Consider the following 18,620-nt stretch of genomic DNA (forward strand, 5'->3'; position numbering starts at 1 on the left):
TTAAACTGCCTTTTAGGATAACAGACTTTAAAACTAGTTAAAATGCTAGATGTTATTAGTTATAATCAAAACTATCTTTTATATCAATATTTACAAAGATGAGTGTAAGACTAGATAAATGGTTATGGGCTGCTAGATTCTACAAAACCAGAGCCTTAGCAAAAAAAGCTATCGAAGGTGGCAAAATACACTTTCAAGGACAAAAAACAAAAGTAAGTAAAACTGTAAATATTGGCGATATCTATGAAATTCAACAAGGTTATATAAAAAAAACAATAATTGTTGAAGCTTTAGATGAGATTAGAAAGTCTGCAACAGAAGCACAAAAGCTCTATATAGAAACTCTACAAAGTATCGAAAAAAGAGAAAAAGAAGCTATTCTTAGAAAAACTGCTAACTTACTAAGTCATGAGAAACCCACAAAAAAACAGCGTAGACAAATAATTGATTTTAAGAGAAAAGATTAAGGTCATTATGAAAATTTATATGTATAGTATATTTTCTATCTGAATAAATTCAATACTTCACAAATCTCCTCAGCCACTATACTTGGCAACACACCAACATAGCCACCTAATTTTTTAGCAATACTATCACCAGCTAAACCATGCACATATACAGCTAATCTAGCAGCTGATAAAGTATCTAAACCTTGTGCTAAAAATGCTCCAATAATCCCAGATAATACATCGCCTTGCCCTGCTACTGCCATACCTTGATTACCTGTAGCATTTATATAGATTTCATCACCTTTGCAAATTAGACTTCCTGCTCCCTTTAGTACTACTGTAGCATTATATTTTTTAGCTAAAGCTCCAACTGCAGCAAATCTATCATCTTGAATTTCTTGGGTAGTACAGCCTAGTAGTCTTGCTGCTTCTGCTGGATGTGGAGTTATTATTTTGTTTTCTAACTGGATAAATTTTTCTCTAATTTGCTGATTAGTTGAGATTATATTTAAAGCATCTGCATCAAAAACTGCTGGTTGAGTTATATTATCTATTATCAACTCTAAGGTTTGTTGAGAGTCATTAGTTATATCAAAACCAACTCCAACAGCTAGAGCTGAAAAACTATTTGAGTTTTTTGAGATAGTATCTAATGATTTAGTCATTAATTCAGGTACGGATATATCAGTCCGAAAACCTCTATCTAGAGGAATCAACGAGACTTTACCACAACCACTGTATAAAGCACTTTTACCTGCTAGTTGTAGCGCACCATTCATGCCAACATTACCGCCGATTATAGCTAGATTGCCATAAGTGCCTTTACTAGTATTTTTCTTTTTTCTTAGGATATTGTCTAGATTTATGCTTTGAATATTATTTTTATAGACTTGATATTTAGACTTACTAAGTTTGATATTATCACGGCTAATAAGCTTAGCAACTATTACCTCACCAGCATAATCTAAACCCTCTCCGCTATGCAAACCTTGCTTATCTGCTAAGAATGTAATTGTCTCATTTGCTTGGATTGCCTCACCGTATACTTTAGCATTAAAAGCACCTAATCCACTTGGTACATCTATTGCTAGAATGTACTTAGCATTTTTATTTATAGTTTTGATAATTTCTAAAATATCTCCCTCTATATTTCTATCTAAGCCTATGCCAAATATTCCATCAATTACAACATCATAATTATTAATATCTGGTAATTTATCTAAAGGCGTCTTTAACTTTAAAAACTCTTGATAATAATTTTGATTATCTGGATTACCTTTTGGAAAAATTCGGTAAACATCAATATTATAACCTTTATTATAAAGCTTGATAGCTGCAGCAATACCATCACTACCATTATTACCAGCACCAACTACTACTAAAACTTTACTTTGTTTATCAAACTTAGTACAAATAAGTTTAACAATCTCATCAGAAGCATTTTCTATAAGGTTTAATAGTTGGGAAGTAGCATATTCTTCAATTTGACGATTTTGTTTTAATGTTAGAAAGTTCATGATAACTCAACTTATATCACTGAATATATCTATAATAAAATAAAACAATCTTCACTCTCAATATAAATCAGCTATAAAACTTCAAATTATATAAATTAAATTGATATATATTATAAAAATCATTAGGTTTACATATATAAAAATCAATGTGATAATAGCCACATAAACTCAAAGACTAAAAAATCAAAAGGTAATAAAATGAAAAAATTAACAGTAGCAGCAACTTTTATAATCAGCATAGTTTCAACAAGCTTCGCTACTTTTGCTCATCAAATAAACTCAAGAAATAATACTTCATTCCCAACACAAGATTTTATTTTAGCTTAATTGTATTTGATTGAATTTAAAATTTACCAGTTTCTAAAAAACAAGCTACTCTATTTAATGTATCATCATCATGATGAATCTCTCTGTGATTTTTGTTTAAGATAATTCTATCAGCACTATTTACCGCAAAAACAGATGCTACTTCAACCAAACCATCATGATCATTTTTTAGACAAAATTTAGCTAATAGATTAAATCGTGAATGTTTATTGCCAGCAATTAGACCTATTGGAATCCTAGCAGCAATTTTGTTACAAATCTCAAGATAATTATTAGTTACTTTTAGTTCTTTGTTTGGTTTGAGTACTCTAGAATAAAAGGGAATCCTATCGCCAAAATCAGCAACCTTTGAGCCTGCAAACGGTGTTGCTATAAATATACATTTTTCAACACTGGTAAGCTGTAACTTATCAATGGTCATACATGTTATTATACCGCCCATACTATGAGCTATAAAGATGATAGACTTTGTCTTTGGGATATTTTGTATAACTTGGCAAAGTTTGTTAACTGCGACATCTATAGTTACAAATGTAGTTGGCAAATCTACAGCTAAAATATCATCATAACCATCTTTCAAAAAATTAGCTAAAGATGACATGTCTTTACTATTTTTAATAAAACCATGTACTAAAACTATGACTTTTTCTGTTTTCATTTATAAATATTTCTAGAAACTAAAACCAAATCCTTTTAGATTATCTTTTAGGATAATATCAGGTTCATTAAATGTAATATAATCACTATACAAATCTTTAGCAACCCAATCTAACGGATCAAGATCAGCTACTGTGATACCCTCTGCTAATGCGAAACTTGCTGTAGCTAAGATACCTGCTGGCGACTCCATCATACAGCCAACCATACATGATATACCTGCGCTATCAGCTAGTTTTTTAATTTTCTGTGCCTCTAGGATACCACCACTTTTAGCAAGCTTAATATTTATCATATTACATGCTTGCTCATCTATAACTCGTTCTGCATCTTTGGCATCAAATACAGACTCATCTGCTACTACAGGAATATTACTAAATTTAGTAATCTCAGCCATTGCTTTTATATCATAATATTTAACAGGTTGTTCGATTATCTCTACATCTAAATTATATTTACTGATTTCTTCAATGAATTGTTTTGTTTGTGTTATATTCCAACCTTGATTAGCATCAAACCTAAATTTGATATTTTTGCTAAACTCACTATCAAGAGCTTTAAGCAACTGGACATCTCTATTAAAATCAGCTCCAGTTTTGACTTTGATAGTTGTAAAATTAGCCTCAACCCCATTTTGGATATTTTGTATAGTTTCTGCAACACTACCACAACTTATAGAAATATCTGTTTCGATAATATTATCTTTTGTGCCAAGTAGTTTGGCTACTGAGATATTTTGCTCTTTAGCCAATAAATCATGACATGCCAAATCTATAGCCATTTTTGCCGCAGAATTAAACATCACTTTTTTAAAAGCCCATTCTAAAATATCTTTGTAGTCAGATAAGTATGAGCCAACTATAACTGGAGAAAATATCTCACTAATAATATATTGCATGCCTTGTAAAGTATCACCAGTGATAGCAGTTGTAGCTGGCGCAACACCATAACCTTTAATTCCATTATCTAGAGTTAATTCAACAACTAAAGAATCAATATGATTTGTACTTCGCACCGCTGTTACAAATGTTCTCTTAAGAGGTATTTTAATGATAGATGTTTTTATATCAATTATCTTACTCATAATGCAAATCCTGAAAGTATCTTAGCTACAATTAGGCCACCTTGTGTACCTACCAAAAAACCAAGTAATGCCATAACCACAGCAATAGAAACCAAACTTCTAGTATACGCACTTGCCAAAATTGGCGCACCTGCTATCCCGCCAATATTAGCTAATGAAGCGATCGAACACATTGCTAAATTTAATCTAAAAATCTTGGCTATTATCACCATAAGTATAGCATGGATAACAAGTACCATAAGTCCACAAACTAGATATATTGGTGCTTGAGAGAAACCTTTGAAACTTGATCCTGAGGCTATAAGCGCTACTAAAAAGTACAAGAATATACTAGCAATAATACTATCACTCCTAATTTTAGCAATTGGTGTCATCGCTCCTAAAAAGCCAAATAATGTTACTAAAAGTATAGTCCATGTCTTAGCTGAAATTAGCTCCGTTGCTGGTAGGTAGTTAGAGAGTATCGTAGCAATATCTGTAGCGGTAAATGCCATTGCAATCAATAAAAATATTCCAACAAAATTAATTTCACCCTTAAGATGATAAGGATCGTGAATATTAACATTACTAATATGCTCTTGGATACAACCTGCTTTTGTCCATTTATCAAAGATATTTGCCCGTGATATCAGCGCAAATAAAAATGCAAACCAAATAGTATAACTAATCGAGTCTGTTAAAAGTATATAACCCATTTGATTATCAGGAGTAGCTAAAGCCTGTTTGACAGCAATCATATTACCAGTACCACCCATCCAACTAGCTGATAGTGCTGAGAAACCTTTCCAAGCATCTGGGGATATATATCTACCAATAACTAGATACATTATTACAAACGCAATAATTATACTTATACTTGCACCAAAAAATGCAATAAGTAGCTTACGTCCAAGCCTAATCACCATACGAATGTCACAGCGGATTAGCATCAAAAATAACATAATTGGTAATATTAAATCTTGTAGTTGTGATCTTGTCTGAATTATCTCTGGGGATTTGGTATCCCAAAAGCCACAAGCTGACAGTAATACAATTACAAAATAAATAATCACAATAGCTGGAAAATATTCAAATATTTTTGACTTAGATTTACTTGAAATTAATACAATTACACTACATAACAAAAGTAGCGATGAAATATAAGATAGTGAAGTAGTTATCATATTGCTTATTTCTTAAAAAATGAAATTTGTTTGATTATATTAGTTTTAGTCTTTTAGAAAGTTATCAATATCTGGTATTAAATCTTCAGGTATAGTTTTAGGTGCATACCTTACAACAGTCTCACCATCTTTCGATACTAAAAACTTAGTAAAATTCCACTTTATAGCTTCAGTTCCTAAGACTCCTTTTGCTCTTTCTTTGAGATACTCAAACAATGGTTCAGCATCTTTACCATTTACTTTGGTTTTTTTCATAATTGGAAATGTGACGTTATAATTAGTTTCACAGAAGTTCTTGATCTCTTCGTCACTACCTGGCTCCTGTCCACCAAATGAATTACAAGGGAATGCAACAATTTCCAAAGCTGGATATATTTTATGCAAATGCTGCAAACCTCGATACTGCTTAGTAAAACCACACTTACTTGCAACATTAACTATCAAAAGTACTTTATTTTTAGGTAGATGATATTCTGAACCATCATTAGCAATTAGCTTAAAGTCATAAATAGACATGTTATTTTTACCTCTTATATACTTGTTATTAAAAGCTTTGATCTGCTGGTTGCAAATTTTTATTATTTAAAATATCAAAAACTTCAGCGACCAACTTTGGAGAAACATCATACTGTATCGCAAATGATGTACGTGTATTAGTTAATGATTGATCTTTAAATGGATCATAACTTGGTAAATTTTGCTTTTTCTCAAGCTTTAACATTTTATCTCTCCAACCACGACGCTCAGCAATTAATTGTACAATTTGCTGATCAATATTCATAATCTTAGTCTTATAGTTCTCAACCGAAGGCTTAGCCACATTGTTTTGTGCCATCGCAAATGATGAACTGTATAAAGCAAACCAAACAGCTATTATGAGGTATTTTTTCATATTCAAACTTTATTATGCTGTAATTTTAATACTATAATGTTTTACAAAAATTTTTAAAACCCCATAATAGTATAAAAAATAAATAAATCTAACATATGTTGTTTAAAAGCAAAAAATCCGCTAACACATTCGAACTTGAAAATAATGACGAAGATACCACTAACACTATTATTAAACCTAAGTTATGGAAATTATTTAACTGGCTAATATTTTGTGCTTTCATATTGGTTTTAAGCTCTTATCTAAATGCGCGAATATTTTTATTAGCATTTATTTTTGTGATTTTAACAGCCTTAGCTATTAAAATGTATCTACTAAATAAACTACCACCATTAAACTTTAGAATTTATATTGTGGTTTTTCTACTAATTTTTGTTTTATGTGAATATAACCATCTAGAGATTGTCTACTTTAAATCATTTAAAATTAGCAATATAGACTATCAACATTTACTCACAAATCCAGGAATTTTTATTGGTGCATTATGCAATATTGTCTTTACTACAAAAATCCAAGTTGCGCCACAACTGTTTTTTAGCGAAGATTTTATTCAATGGGTTGCTAGCTACATTGATAAAACACCACAAAAAGCTCTAATCTATCTTGATGGAGTATATTTTGTAATATTTGGCTATATTGTACCAGTAATTATTAATTTTATCTATGCAATGCTGATTGGCGTAATCGCTGTAAGAATCAAACAACTTATAATAAGATCATAGAACTTCAACCTTAACAAAAGATTCTGACATAGCTTGTGGTTATAAGTAACTCAATTAACTTATCTTATGTTTATATGAACCTAATATACTTTTCTCTTCAAAACTATCCCTAGATAATTTAGTGATCTAGAATAGTCCCAAACATTTATTTAAAACTATGCTTGTACTCTGCCAAAGCTTTAAAAATCTCTTGTTCATGCTCCAACTGATTTAACTTCATGCGAAACTCTTTTGAGCCTGGTAAATCAGCAAGATAAAAACTTGCATGAGTACGAATTTCTTTTACAGCTACTTTGGCAGTTTTTAGTTTAATGAGTCTTCTTAGATGTTCTCCTAATACTTCAACACGCTCAACTGGTGTTGGTGGCGGTATTAGTTCTCCTGTATTCAGATATTCAGCAATTTGCCTAAAAATCCAAGGGTTACCACGAGATGCACGCCCCACCATCACAGCATCTACTCCTGTATGCTCTATCATAGCCTTAGCACTATGTGGACAAAACACATCACCATTGCCAATTACTACCGTGTCTACCGCTTTTCTAACATCACGGATAATATCCCAATTTGCCTTACCAGTGTACATCTGCTCACGTGTACGCCCATGTATAGCAATAGCACTTACACCTGCATCTTGACATGCTTTAGCCACCTCAATAGCATTGATATTTTGATCATCCCAACCAATACGCATTTTTACAGTTACTGGTTTATGTACTGCTTTAACAACCGCTGTAAGTATCTCATGGATTCTATTGACATCTTTTAGAAGTGCCGCTCCAGCTTGTAACTTCTTAGCAACTTTTGGCATAGGACAACCCATATTTATATCCAGAAAATCACATTCAGTATTCTCTGCGATATATTTTGTAGCACCAACAAAGCTATCAATATCTGTACCAAATATCTGTATACCTAATGGTTTTTCACTATTTTCCATATAGAGCATTTCCATGGTCTCCCAATTACGCTCTACTACAGCCTTATTACTAACCATCTCAGTATATATCAGCCCTGCCCCATGCTCTTTGCATATAGTACGAAACGCACTATCACAAAAACCAGCCATTGGTGCAAGTACAACATTATTTTCAATTTCTATATCTGCTATTTTAAAGCCCATATTTTACACCATCTAATAGAAACCATTGTCCCATTTGTTTGGATTTATCAAATTTTATACCGTATTTTTTAAACTCTTGTTGAACCTCATCTACTTGATTCTCTATAATTCCCGATAAAGCTAACCTACCACCCTGTTTTAGGCTAGTTGTAATGTTTTCAACTAAACTTATTAGCACATTTGAGAAAATATTAGCCACTACCAAATCAAACTGCTGTGTAGGAGAGTTATCACTAAAGTGAGTTTTATCAGCTACGCTATTTTCTTGAGCATTTTTAATAGATGATTCTATTGAGTTTGGATCGATATCTATACCTTCAGCATACTTTGCCCCTAGCTTAACAGCTCCAATAGCTAGCACTCCAGTACCACAACCATAGTCTAGCACTGTTGAATATTTGCTAACATGCTGCTCTAACCATTCAAGACACATTTTAGTTGTCTCATGATTACCACAGCCAAAAGCAATACTTGGATCAACTATTATATATGTATGCTTATTATCTTGTGGAGGCTGACGCCAATTTGGATAAACAACTATATTCTTACCGATCTCTATAGGTTCATAATCATATAACCAAGCTGCTTCCCATTGCTGATCTTTGATTATTTCGTAATTTATTTCACTTTCTATTATATTTTCAAACTTTTTTTGAATATTTTTAATAGTCGTATCTATATTATTATGATTCTCATACAATACTGTAACACTAATAATATCATCAGACTTTTCTATCCTTGTTACAGAACCTGCATCATTATCAAAAAGATAATTCTCAACTATATCAAAATATTTAGATTTTAGCGTAAACTCTAACTGGTGCCATTGTTGCATTTTATAAAAAACTTAAAAACTTATATAAATTAAAATAATACTAGATATAAACTGAGTTCGAAATAAAATTATGTGAAATTTTCTAAAGCATAGTTTTTTCATTTTTAGATAAATTTAAAGAAAACATAAGAAACTATAAGAATGAAGAATGTTCTTAACTTTATTACTTGTAGTCTCTATAATCTCTATCTTTATGAATTTAGCGATTTCAAATCATGAAGATTTAAATGAGGCTAGAAAATCTACAAAAAAGTATAAAATCTTATCAATTTATTAACCTACGATAAACAAAATAGATAAATAGTGGGCTTTAAAAGAAATGACTAATAATTAATTACAATATCAGTTGAAATGTTATTTAAATTTGAGATTCCTGCTAATGCCATAGTATTATCTATCTCTTTTTTGATTATATCATAAACTTTTTCTACACCTTTTTGACCAAATGCTGACAATCCATACAAAAACGGTCTACCAACTAAAGTGAAATCTGCACCTAAAGCTAAAGCTTTTATGACATCTTGTCCTGATCTAATACCACTGTCTAAAATTATTTTTGTATTGCCTTTTACTTTCTCAGCTATTGCTGGCAAAGCTTCTATAGTTGGTAACACACCATCAAGTTGTCTTCCTCCATGATTAGATACTACAATACCATCAGCCCCTATCTTTACTGCATTTTCAGCGCATTGTGTATTCAAGAGACCTTTTATTACCAAATTACCATCCCAAATACTTCTTAGCCACTCTATATCCTTCCAGGTAACACTTTGATCAAATTGTGAATCCATAAAATCTATGACACTTTTCATCCCTTTAGCACCAGTTGGAATATGACTACTTAAATTACCAAACTGTTTATTTTTACTTAATAAATATCCCCAATTCCAATTTTGTTTCGTGATAATATTAATTAGATCTCTAATGCCAAATTTAGGAGGAATTGATAAGCCATTACGCATATCACTATACCTAATACCACTTACTGGTAAATCTGCGTTAACAAAAATTGTCTTACAACCACTTACTTTTGCTCTTTCAAGTAGCGATTTAGTAAAACCTCTATCTTTCATAAGATAAACTTGAAACCAAAAAGGATTATTAACTTCATTTCTTACAGTTTCTAAAGAACAAATAGCCATAGTGCTCATAGTATATGCAATACCAAGCTTTTCAGCAGCTTGTGCTAATGCTATTTCACCTTTAGGCCAAAACATCCCAGCCAGACCTGTTGGTGCTATTGCAAATGGTACACTAGATTTGAAACCAAATATCTCTATAGCTTGATTTCTATGACTACAATCTTTAAATGCACTTTGATTTATTCTAATCTTTCTAAATGCTTGCTCATTCTCATATACTGTTTGTTGTTGATATGAACCACTATCAATATAGTCTAAAAAAACTCTAGGTAATCTTTTTTTGGCTGCTTTATGCATATCTGTAATATCGTAAATATTATTTATTTTCATAGCAGTTCTTCCTATATTTCAAGCCAAATAAAAATAGCAACTCATATCAGAATACAAAAAATAAATAACTAAGTGAAATACTTGTTACTGATTTTTTTATGATACTCGATTATCAATACTTGCTGATAAATAAAATTAGAGACTCATAGAAGCTATAAAATCTTAAATTCTCTACTTTTGGAATAACAAAAAACTATTTTAGTTATTGAGTTATTTAAATATATTTAAATTTAAATAATCTAATTACTAAACTTCTCAATCATTTTAAGTACTACATAAATTACTGCACTAATAATAGCTGAAATAACACATACTTTTATAGCTATAGGAAATAGGTGAATAAATATAGTTACAATAGTTACTATGATTAATACGCCAACAAATATTGATAAAAACTTATCCATCTTACACAACCCCTTATTTTATAATAATTTTCGCAAATTTACGCTTTCCTACTTGGAAAACATTATTTGTTCCTTTAGCAAAAACAATCTTACCATCACTAAACTTTTCACCATCAATTTTGACTGCACCTTGCTGAATCATACGGTTAGCTTCAGAAGTACTTGCAACTAAGCCTGCTTCTTTTAATAAGTTTGCTATCGGTAGCTCCTGGCTTAATTCTACAACATTTATATCATCAGGTATCTGATTTTTTTGGAATCTTTGGATAAAATCTTGATGAGCACTTTCAGCATCAACTTTAGAATGAAACCTCTCAATTAGTTCTTTAGCAAGCTCTATCTTAATATCGCGCGGATTAGCTCCAGCTGCAACATCTCGTTTTAATTTAGCAATAGTTTCTAAAGAATTGAAACTTAGTAATTCATAGTAGCGCCACATAAGTTCATCTGAAATTGACATTATCTTACCAAAGATTTCATTTGCTGGTTCTTCGATACCAATATAGTTTTGGCTTGATTTAGACATTTTTTTGACACCATCTAAACCTTCTAAAAGTGGCATTGTTATAATAACTTGTGGTTCTTGACCCTGCTGCTTTTGTAACTCTCTACCCATTAGTAGATTAAATTTTTGATCTGTACCGCCAAGCTCAATATCAGCATTCATAGCTACAGAATCATATCCTTGTACTAATGGATACAAAAACTCATGTATTGAGATAGACTGACCACCTTTGTATCTTTTTGAGAAATCATCTCTTTCAAGCATTCTAGCAACTGTTGATTTAGATGCTAGTTTGATCATATCGCTTGCAGACATTTTATCAAACCAATCGCCATTACGACGAATAACTGTTTTTTCTTTATCTAAGATTTTAAAGACTTGTTTAGTATATGTTTCAGCATTTGCAGCAACTTCTTCTGCAGTCAATGGAGGTCTTGTTGCATTTTTACCAGTAGGATCGCCTATCTGAGCTGTAAAATCACCGATCAAAAAGTGAATTTCATGTCCTAAGTCTTGTAATTGTTTTAACTTATTAATAACCACAGTATGCCCTAAATGAATATCTGGGGCAGTTGGATCGCAACCAAATTTAATTATTAATGGCTTATTTTTTTGTAATTTTTTGATTAGCTCTTCTTCGATTAGGACTTCATCCGTCCCTCTTTTGATAATTTCTAAAGTCTCTTTTATACTCGACATTATATTTATAATATTAAAAATTTCTCTCAATAAAGCAAAATTATAACACAAAACTCTTTTATAGAACCAATAAAACCTTATACTTATTAGAAAGTAAAAACATTTAATATCCCATGCATATATATATATCACAAAGTAATGATATTTATTTTAATTTAGCTTTCGAAAACTGGTTATTCCTGGAGAAGCTACATCAAGAAAAAATTTTATTTTTATGGCAAAATTCTCCTTGTGTTGTAATTGGCAGAGCACAAAATCCTTGGCTTGAGTGTAATCTTGAAGCTATGGATAATGATAAAATACCGATGGTGCGTCGTCAAAGTGGTGGTGGTACGGTTTATCATGACTATGGTAATCTTAACTACACGATTATCAGTACTAAAAAAGATCATGACATCAAAGCAAATTTAGAACTAGTTTGTAATGCTGTTAAAAAACTAGGTATAGATGTATATGCTAATCAAAGAAATGATATTGTCCTTGATCATCACAACTATACATATAAAGTATCAGGTAGTGCCTTTAGAGAAAAAAAAGATCGAGCTTTTCATCATGGTACTTTATTGATTAATGCAAATACAAAAAAGCTTTATGACTACCTTCATCAACCAATAGATAAATCTCTCGATACTAAAGGAGTTAAATCTCACCGTTCAAAAGTAATCAATCTATCTGAAATAAAGCATGATATACAAACTCAGGATATAACTAGATCTTTTATCAAAAGTTTTAGAAGTATTGACCTAAGTTTGATTAATGAGGAAACTCCTCTAGAAAATAGAGAGCTTATAGACAAAGAAATTGAAATCTTAAAAGACTGGAAATGGCGTTTTGGTAAAACTCTACCATTCACTAAGTCATATGTTAAAGGTAGTGAAGAAATTAAAATCAAAATTGAGTCTGGAATTGTTACAGAAGTTAGGAATGTTTATAAAAATACAAATCTTGCTGATAAAAATATTCGCTTTGAAAATAAATATGATTTTGATTTTTTAAAAAAAATCTTAGAACAACAAGGTATCAACCAGTTATAGATTTTATAATTTCAAGTCTTCAACAAAAACTATATTTGTTGATAGTCTTTTTATTTTAGGTTATTTTATTTTGAACTTGTTGCAAAAAATGTCGCAACACTAATAGCAAAAATAAAAGGTAAGATAAAAGCATCAACAACTGTCACGATAATATTCTGGATAGACATTTCAAATGAACTCATCTCTAAGCCAAAATTTTTCAATAAATATATTAATCCAAATGTCACTAATGGTTTAATTATCATAAGAGCCAATACAACTATAGATATTCTAAACATATAGAAAAAGTTATTTCTTATTATACTAAAATTGTTAGATATAGACTCAAATACTCCTTTTTGAGCTAGTAATACTGCCGGCATAACTGTCAAGAATAGTAATATTCCGAGAAAAATACCTAAATATTGTAAAAACATAGTAAATAGTGTCATAGCAATCATTGAAAGCAAGAATGCCCCAAGAAATACAAATACCCTTTTTGAAAATATCTGTAGAGCTATCTTTAGTGCATCAGATACGTTTAGTTCATGCTTAACCATAATACCTTGTAGAATTACTATCATTGCATAAACAAATATCGTAGCAACTACAATTACCAAAAACATAATTGCTATTATATTTCCTGATGGTAACTGAGAGATATCAGCTTCATTACCACTTTGAATATAATCAGCCATGCCATGATTCATCAAATATACAAAGCAAAACTCAGATACAAATGACAGCATAAAAGCCAATACAAACGTTATTTTAAAAGCTCTCTTATACATAGTTGCTGCTAAGGAAATAGTTTCTTTAAAATTTAAATTACTCATATTTAAAACACTCAGTTAATAAATAAAACAAGCTAAAATATAACATAAAAATTAGCGTTTTTGTGTTATAAAATCTAATCTAATATTTAAAGATATAAAAAATCATAATAAAAACTTGTAAAATTTGATATCAATACCATTTAATAATATTACATAGATTATTTTAACAACGCCTAATAAAGGAATAATTATGGAAGCAATCAAAGGAACTACTATTCTATGTGTTAGAAAAGGTGACAAAGTAGTAATTGGAGGTGATGGTCAAGCTACTCTTGGACATACAGTCGCAAAAGATAATATAGTAAAAGTTAGAAAATTAAATAATGGAAAAGTACTTACAGGATTTGCCGGTTCAACTGCTGATGCATTTACATTATTTGAAAAATTTGAACAGAAGTTAGAATTCTATCAGGGTAATCTTGAAAGAGCAGCTGTTGAAATGGTACGTGAATGGCGCCTAGATAGAATGTTAAGTAAACTTGAAGCTATGATTATTGTCGCTGATGAGAAGCTTTCTCTTTTAATATCAGGTGCTGGTGATGTAATGGCGGCTGATAAAAATGATATTATCTCCATAGGTTCAGGCTCAACTTATGCTCGTTCTGCAGCAACTGCGCTTGTTGAAAACACTGATTTATCAGCTGAAGAAATCGTTAGAAAAAGCCTTACAATAGCCGCTGATACTTGTATTTATACAAATCATAACTTCACAATAGAAAGTTTAGAAAATAAAAAAGGATAGTTATACAATGACACAAATAATGACTCCAAAAACAATTGTACACGAATTAGAAAGACACATAATTGGTCAAAATGATGCTAAAAAAGCAGTTGCTATTGCTTTGCGTAACAGATGGCGTAGAATGCAACTGGATAATGAAATGCGTCAAGAAGTGACTCCTAAGAATATTCTTATGATTGGTCCAACTGGTGTAGGTAAGACTGAAATCGCACGTAGACTAGCAAAATTAGCTGATGCTCCGTTTATCAAAGTTGAGGCAACTAAATTTACTGAAGTTGGTTATGTTGGTAAGGATGTCGAATCTATTATTCGTGATTTAGTTGAAACTGCTGTAAAAATGAAGCGTGAAGAAGCAAAACAAAAAGTCACAGAAAAAGCTGCTAAATTAGCAGAAGATAGAATCCTAGATGTGTTAATCCCTCCTGCAAGAGCTTCTGAATCAAAAGTTGGCTTTGCAAATGAACCAGCAGAAGATGCTGCAACTAAAAAAGAAAAAGAAAATAAGACTCGCGAAATTTTTAGAAAGAAAATCCAGAATGGTGAGCTTGATGATAAAGAAATTGAGATTGAAGTAGCTGTAGCTCCAAAAACTATAGGTGTAATGGGCCCTCCAGGAATGGAAGATATGACAAGTCAATTGCAAGATCTTTTCTCTAGCTTAAGTACTGATAAGAAAAAAAACAAGAAAATGCGTATTAAAGATGCAATCAAACTCGCTCAAGATGAAGAAGCTGCAAAACTAGTTAATGAAGAAGATATTAAAGCTCGTGCTCTAGAAGCTGTTGAGCAAAATGGTATTGTATTTTTAGATGAGATTGATAAGGTATGTAGAAAATCAAGTAACTCAGGGGCTGATGTGTCGCGCGAAGGTGTACAGCGTGATTTATTACCATTAGTTGAAGGCTCTACAGTATCTACAAAATATGGTATGATCAAAACAGACCATATACTATTTATTGCATCTGGCGCATTTCATGTCGCTAAGCCTTCTGACCTTATACCAGAGCTCCAAGGTAGATTACCAATTAGAGTTGAACTAAAATCTTTAGAAATAGAAGATTTTGTAAGAATTTTAAGAGAACCTGACTGCTCTATTCTTAAACAATACATTGCTTTGATGAAAACTGAAGGTGTTGATTTAAACTTTGAAGAAGATGCAATTAGAAAAATTGCTGAAATTGCTTATAGAGTTAATGAAGAAGTTGAAAATATTGGTGCTAGAAGACTTCACACTGTTATGGAAAGACTTCTTGAGGAAATCTCTTTTGATGCTCCAGAGCTAGCAGACGAAAATATCAATATAACTACAGACTATGTCAATCAAAAACTAGGAAACCTAGTCAAAAATAAAGATTTAAGTCAATATATCCTGTAATAACTAAGCTGATTTTATATTTTTTTACGTTTAAAATATATATTTTCTTGCGTTGTATCGATAAAATCTTGTTTACTATTTGATCAAACTTAAAATGCCTATGAGTATTACTTTATTTAAAAAAGCTTCAAGACTTTTACTCGTAACACAACTATTCTCGACTGTTAGTTTCGCTGTTTTATATTCAACCTTAGTATTATTTATGACTCAGGCTCTTGGCTTTACTGTTACTAAAGCTAGTGCTGTTATGGGGGTGTTTGTCGCCTTTAACTATGGTCTACATATTCTAGGTGGATATATTGGCGGTCGCTTGATAAGTTATAGAGTACTATTTTTATTAGGAATGGTGTTACAAATATTTGCTTGTTTATTTTTAGCATTTCCGTCAACAGAACATCTTTATATAGCTTTAGCACTATTTTTAACGGGTTGCGGTTTAAATGTTCCTTGTATAAATATGATGTTAACTCAGCAATTTGAGAATAATGATGGTGATAGAGAAAGCGCATTTTTCTGGAATTATGCTGGTATGAATATCGGCTTTTTTATCGGTTTTACAATTGCCGGAATATATCAAGGTAAACAAAGTTACAACACGTTATTTCTTATAACAACAATCACAAATATTATTGCTTTTATACTTTTAGCCACAAGCTGGAAGACAGTAGCTGATAGAACTACACCTCTAGTCAAAAAAATTCAACAAAAAGGCAACAATATATTGCTCAAAAATAATTTTTTTGCTTTCTTGATAATCTTTATTACCATATTAATATTATTTATTGCTCTGCAATACCCACTTAATACCAACTATATTGCCCTTGTAGTTGGAATATTATTATTATTAATGTTTATTCCTATAGCTAGAGCTCAAAATATCAAAGAGCAAAAAGATAAAGTTTACGCTTATGTAATATTAGCAACTTTTGGCTTAGTCTTTTGGTCAGCATATCAACTTGCACCAATGGCTCTGACAGTGTTTGCTGAAGCAAATGTAGATAAACATCTATTAGGTTTCACAATTCAAACACAATGGTTTCAAAATGTAAATACAGTAGTAATAGCTGTCGGAGGTATGTTGCTTCCAAGTATATTATTAATTATACGCAAGCGTTTTATCTTTTCATTTCCAATGCAATTCTGTTTTAGCCTTATTTTTATAGCAATTGGTTTTGCAATGCTAATTATTGGTATATTATGTGCTAATAGTTATGGCTACACTGCTGCTATTTGGCTTATCTTAAGCTATATATTTCAATCTATAGGAGAGCTACTAATAGGTCCTACTGGCTATGCCATGGTTGGTAAACTTGCTAAACCAAAACTTCAAGGTTTAATGATGGGATCTTGGATGGTTGTCACGGGAAGTACTTCTGGAGTTATTGCTAGCTTATTATCAATACTAGTAGCATCACCAGATATTAATGCAGCACCTGTTGAAACAAATTCTAGCTATTTGACATTATTTATTAGTCTAACACTAGTTGCTGCTATCGCTGCATTTATTATGTATCTGATAATACCTAAAATTAGAAAACTTGCATATATCTAGTTAAATAATAACTATATTTTCTTTAGCATATATCTTATAATCTTTGCATTCTCAGCCATTATATTAATATCATTTATCAATGACTATTAGAGAAAAGTACTCGAATTATATACCTCTTTTTATATCTATTACAATGACACTTAATGGTATTATTACTATACTAGCTGTTGCAATACCAATTATTAATAAAATCTTTTCGATAAATATTAATGCTGAGATACCTTCTGATGTTTACAACATAAGTATGAAATATAACTCTGGGCTTGGAGTTATAATACCTTTAGTACTTGGTTACTTTATGATAATAATCGCTAAAGGTATCTATCAACGCAAAAGAACATTCTGGTTTTTAGCAGTGATATTTATTAGTTTATCTATGATTGGTGATTATATCCAAGATAAACATATTGCCTACAAGATAACATTTCTAACACATGCTGTAGAAATTATTTTGTTGTTTTATTTCAGAAAAACTTTTAACAAAAAAAATAGTAAAAACCTTAGCTTTTATCAGTTTGTTGTTGTTATTACGTTTTTGTTAGCAATTAGCTACAGCGTATTAGGCTTATATTACTTAAGAGATGAGTTTGATGGTATCAAAAATATCTCTGATGCTGTTTACTTTACTATCGTAACTTTTAGCACTGTTGGCTATGGCGATATTCATCCTATTACAGAAGAGGCAAAACTCTTTACAATATCAATTATGATTGTTGGTATTGGTCTATTTGCAACGATTATTACTGTATTAGCTGGTAGTATCATAAATAAAGTTACTGATAAATTTAAACAAAAAAACGGAGTTTCGTATATGAAAGATCATATGATAATTTGTGGCTATACAGAAATTACTAAATGTCTAATCAAAGAATACCTAAATTCTCATATTGATAATCTTATTGTTATCGAGAAAAATTACCAGCAAAAATTTATAAACATTGATGAAGAACAAAAAAAGCACTTCATTGATGCTGAATCACATGATTATGATGCACTTATTAAAGCAAATATCAGTAAAGCAAAAAGTATTTTCATACTTAATGAAAAAGATTCTGATAATATTTTGACTCTTTTAGCAATTAAAGAAGTACTTAAAAAAGATAACCCAAATACTAATCAACCAAAAATTTCTATTAAACTTGATAAAGATGAAAGTATAAACATAGCTAATAATATTGGTGTTGATCAAATCGTCTCACCTACCAAAAAAATTGCTGAAATGCTTATAAAGTATGAATAATTTGACTAAAACT

20 protein-coding genes are annotated in these 18,620 nt (G+C 30.9%); 8 read left to right on the forward strand and 12 right to left on the reverse strand.

Features of this window, described 5'->3' with window-relative positions; all coding sequences use genetic code 11:
* Positions 1 to 98 precede the first annotated feature (98 nt).
* On the forward strand, positions 99 to 467 hold the full coding sequence (locus FSC454_RS06605; protein ID WP_066046403.1) for an RNA-binding S4 domain-containing protein: 369 nt from the start codon (positions 99 to 101) through the stop codon (positions 465 to 467).
* A 35-nt stretch (positions 468 to 502) separates the two neighbouring features.
* On the opposite strand, the gene FSC454_RS06610 is transcribed toward FSC454_RS06605, so the two are convergent.
* On the reverse strand, positions 503 to 1,966 hold the full coding sequence (locus tag FSC454_RS06610) for an NAD(P)H-hydrate dehydratase (RefSeq protein ID WP_066046402.1): 1,464 nt from the start codon (positions 1,964 to 1,966) through the stop codon (positions 503 to 505).
* A gap of 198 nt (positions 1,967 to 2,164) precedes the next feature.
* Here FSC454_RS06610 and FSC454_RS10115 point away from each other — a divergent pair, with 198 nt between their 5' ends.
* Positions 2,165 to 2,293 (forward strand): hypothetical protein, encoded by a 129-nt coding sequence (locus FSC454_RS10115; protein ID WP_014548000.1) that lies wholly within the window; start codon positions 2,165 to 2,167, stop codon positions 2,291 to 2,293.
* 16 nt (positions 2,294 to 2,309) lie between these two features.
* On the opposite strand, the gene FSC454_RS06615 is transcribed toward FSC454_RS10115, so the two are convergent.
* The 5 genes from FSC454_RS06615 to FSC454_RS06635 are packed head-to-tail and all read right to left on the reverse strand — an operon-like array spanning position 2,310 to position 6,089.
* Positions 2,310 to 2,951, reverse strand: a complete 642-nt coding sequence (locus FSC454_RS06615; protein ID WP_066046401.1) for an alpha/beta fold hydrolase — start codon at positions 2,949 to 2,951, stop codon at positions 2,310 to 2,312.
* Between the two features lie 12 nt (positions 2,952 to 2,963).
* Positions 2,964 to 4,034, reverse strand: a complete 1,071-nt coding sequence (locus FSC454_RS06620) for a dipeptide epimerase (RefSeq protein ID WP_066046400.1) — start codon at positions 4,032 to 4,034, stop codon at positions 2,964 to 2,966.
* The gene (locus FSC454_RS06625) at positions 4,031 to 5,197 is read right to left on the reverse strand and encodes a DUF819 family protein (RefSeq protein ID WP_066046399.1); all 1,167 of its coding nucleotides are present in this window, start codon (positions 5,195 to 5,197) and stop codon (positions 4,031 to 4,033) included. Before FSC454_RS06625 ends, FSC454_RS06620 begins: the two co-directional genes overlap by 4 nt.
* Before the next feature lie 45 nt (positions 5,198 to 5,242).
* The gene (locus FSC454_RS06630; RefSeq protein WP_066046398.1) at positions 5,243 to 5,713 is read right to left on the reverse strand and encodes a glutathione peroxidase; all 471 of its coding nucleotides are present in this window, start codon (positions 5,711 to 5,713) and stop codon (positions 5,243 to 5,245) included.
* A 28-nt stretch (positions 5,714 to 5,741) separates the two neighbouring features.
* A complete protein-coding gene (locus FSC454_RS06635; RefSeq protein ID WP_066046397.1) occupies positions 5,742 to 6,089 on the reverse strand; it encodes a chorismate mutase in 348 nt (115 codons plus the stop codon).
* A gap of 95 nt (positions 6,090 to 6,184) precedes the next feature.
* Between FSC454_RS06635 and FSC454_RS06640 the strand changes: the two genes are divergently transcribed.
* Positions 6,185 to 6,811, forward strand: a complete 627-nt coding sequence (locus FSC454_RS06640) for a hypothetical protein (RefSeq protein ID WP_066046396.1) — start codon at positions 6,185 to 6,187, stop codon at positions 6,809 to 6,811.
* Between the two features lie 145 nt (positions 6,812 to 6,956).
* Here FSC454_RS06640 and dusB read toward each other — a convergent pair whose 3' ends face one another.
* From dusB to tyrS, 5 genes are all read right to left on the reverse strand, one after another.
* Positions 6,957 to 7,934: a tRNA dihydrouridine synthase DusB gene (gene dusB / locus FSC454_RS06645; RefSeq protein ID WP_066046395.1), complete on the reverse strand. Its 978-nt coding sequence runs from the start codon at positions 7,932 to 7,934 to the stop codon at positions 6,957 to 6,959.
* The gene (gene prmA / locus FSC454_RS06650) at positions 7,924 to 8,769 is read right to left on the reverse strand and encodes a 50S ribosomal protein L11 methyltransferase (protein ID WP_066046394.1); all 846 of its coding nucleotides are present in this window, start codon (positions 8,767 to 8,769) and stop codon (positions 7,924 to 7,926) included. Before prmA ends, dusB begins: the two co-directional genes overlap by 11 nt.
* Before the next feature lie 323 nt (positions 8,770 to 9,092).
* Positions 9,093 to 10,241 (reverse strand): alpha-hydroxy acid oxidase, encoded by a 1,149-nt coding sequence (locus tag FSC454_RS06655; protein WP_066046393.1) that lies wholly within the window; start codon positions 10,239 to 10,241, stop codon positions 9,093 to 9,095.
* A gap of 239 nt (positions 10,242 to 10,480) precedes the next feature.
* Positions 10,481 to 10,645, reverse strand: a complete 165-nt coding sequence (locus FSC454_RS09805) for a hypothetical protein (RefSeq protein ID WP_014547990.1) — start codon at positions 10,643 to 10,645, stop codon at positions 10,481 to 10,483.
* A 13-nt stretch (positions 10,646 to 10,658) separates the two neighbouring features.
* Positions 10,659 to 11,849 (reverse strand): tyrosine--tRNA ligase, encoded by a 1,191-nt coding sequence (tyrS, locus tag FSC454_RS06660; RefSeq protein WP_066046755.1) that lies wholly within the window; start codon positions 11,847 to 11,849, stop codon positions 10,659 to 10,661.
* A 113-nt stretch (positions 11,850 to 11,962) separates the two neighbouring features.
* Between tyrS and FSC454_RS06665 the strand changes: the two genes are divergently transcribed.
* Complete coding sequence (locus FSC454_RS06665) at positions 11,963 to 12,883, forward strand: lipoyl protein ligase domain-containing protein (protein ID WP_066046740.1); 921 nt, start codon at positions 11,963 to 11,965, stop codon at positions 12,881 to 12,883.
* A 65-nt stretch (positions 12,884 to 12,948) separates the two neighbouring features.
* Here FSC454_RS06665 and FSC454_RS06670 read toward each other — a convergent pair whose 3' ends face one another.
* Complete coding sequence (locus FSC454_RS06670) at positions 12,949 to 13,698, reverse strand: hypothetical protein (protein WP_066046743.1); 750 nt, start codon at positions 13,696 to 13,698, stop codon at positions 12,949 to 12,951.
* Between the two features lie 190 nt (positions 13,699 to 13,888).
* On the opposite strand from FSC454_RS06670, the gene hslV reads away from it, so the two are divergent.
* The 4 genes from hslV (at position 13,889) to FSC454_RS06690 (ending at position 18,607) form a co-directional block, all read left to right on the forward strand.
* Positions 13,889 to 14,440: an ATP-dependent protease subunit HslV gene (gene hslV / locus FSC454_RS06675; RefSeq protein ID WP_066046745.1), complete on the forward strand. Its 552-nt coding sequence runs from the start codon at positions 13,889 to 13,891 to the stop codon at positions 14,438 to 14,440.
* Positions 14,441 to 14,447: 7 nt separating this feature from the next.
* The gene (gene hslU, locus FSC454_RS06680; protein WP_066046747.1) at positions 14,448 to 15,815 is read left to right on the forward strand and encodes an ATP-dependent protease ATPase subunit HslU; all 1,368 of its coding nucleotides are present in this window, start codon (positions 14,448 to 14,450) and stop codon (positions 15,813 to 15,815) included.
* A 100-nt stretch (positions 15,816 to 15,915) separates the two neighbouring features.
* Positions 15,916 to 17,367, forward strand: coding sequence for a peptide MFS transporter (locus tag FSC454_RS06685; RefSeq protein ID WP_066046757.1), 1,452 nt, complete (start codon positions 15,916 to 15,918; stop codon positions 17,365 to 17,367).
* Positions 17,368 to 17,446: 79 nt separating this feature from the next.
* Positions 17,447 to 18,607 (forward strand): ion channel, encoded by a 1,161-nt coding sequence (locus tag FSC454_RS06690; protein ID WP_044247289.1) that lies wholly within the window; start codon positions 17,447 to 17,449, stop codon positions 18,605 to 18,607.
* Positions 18,608 to 18,620 lie beyond the last annotated feature (13 nt).

The organism is Francisella hispaniensis FSC454 (assembly GCF_001885235.1).
In the GTDB taxonomy this organism is placed as follows: domain Bacteria; phylum Pseudomonadota; class Gammaproteobacteria; order Francisellales; family Francisellaceae; genus Francisella; species Francisella hispaniensis.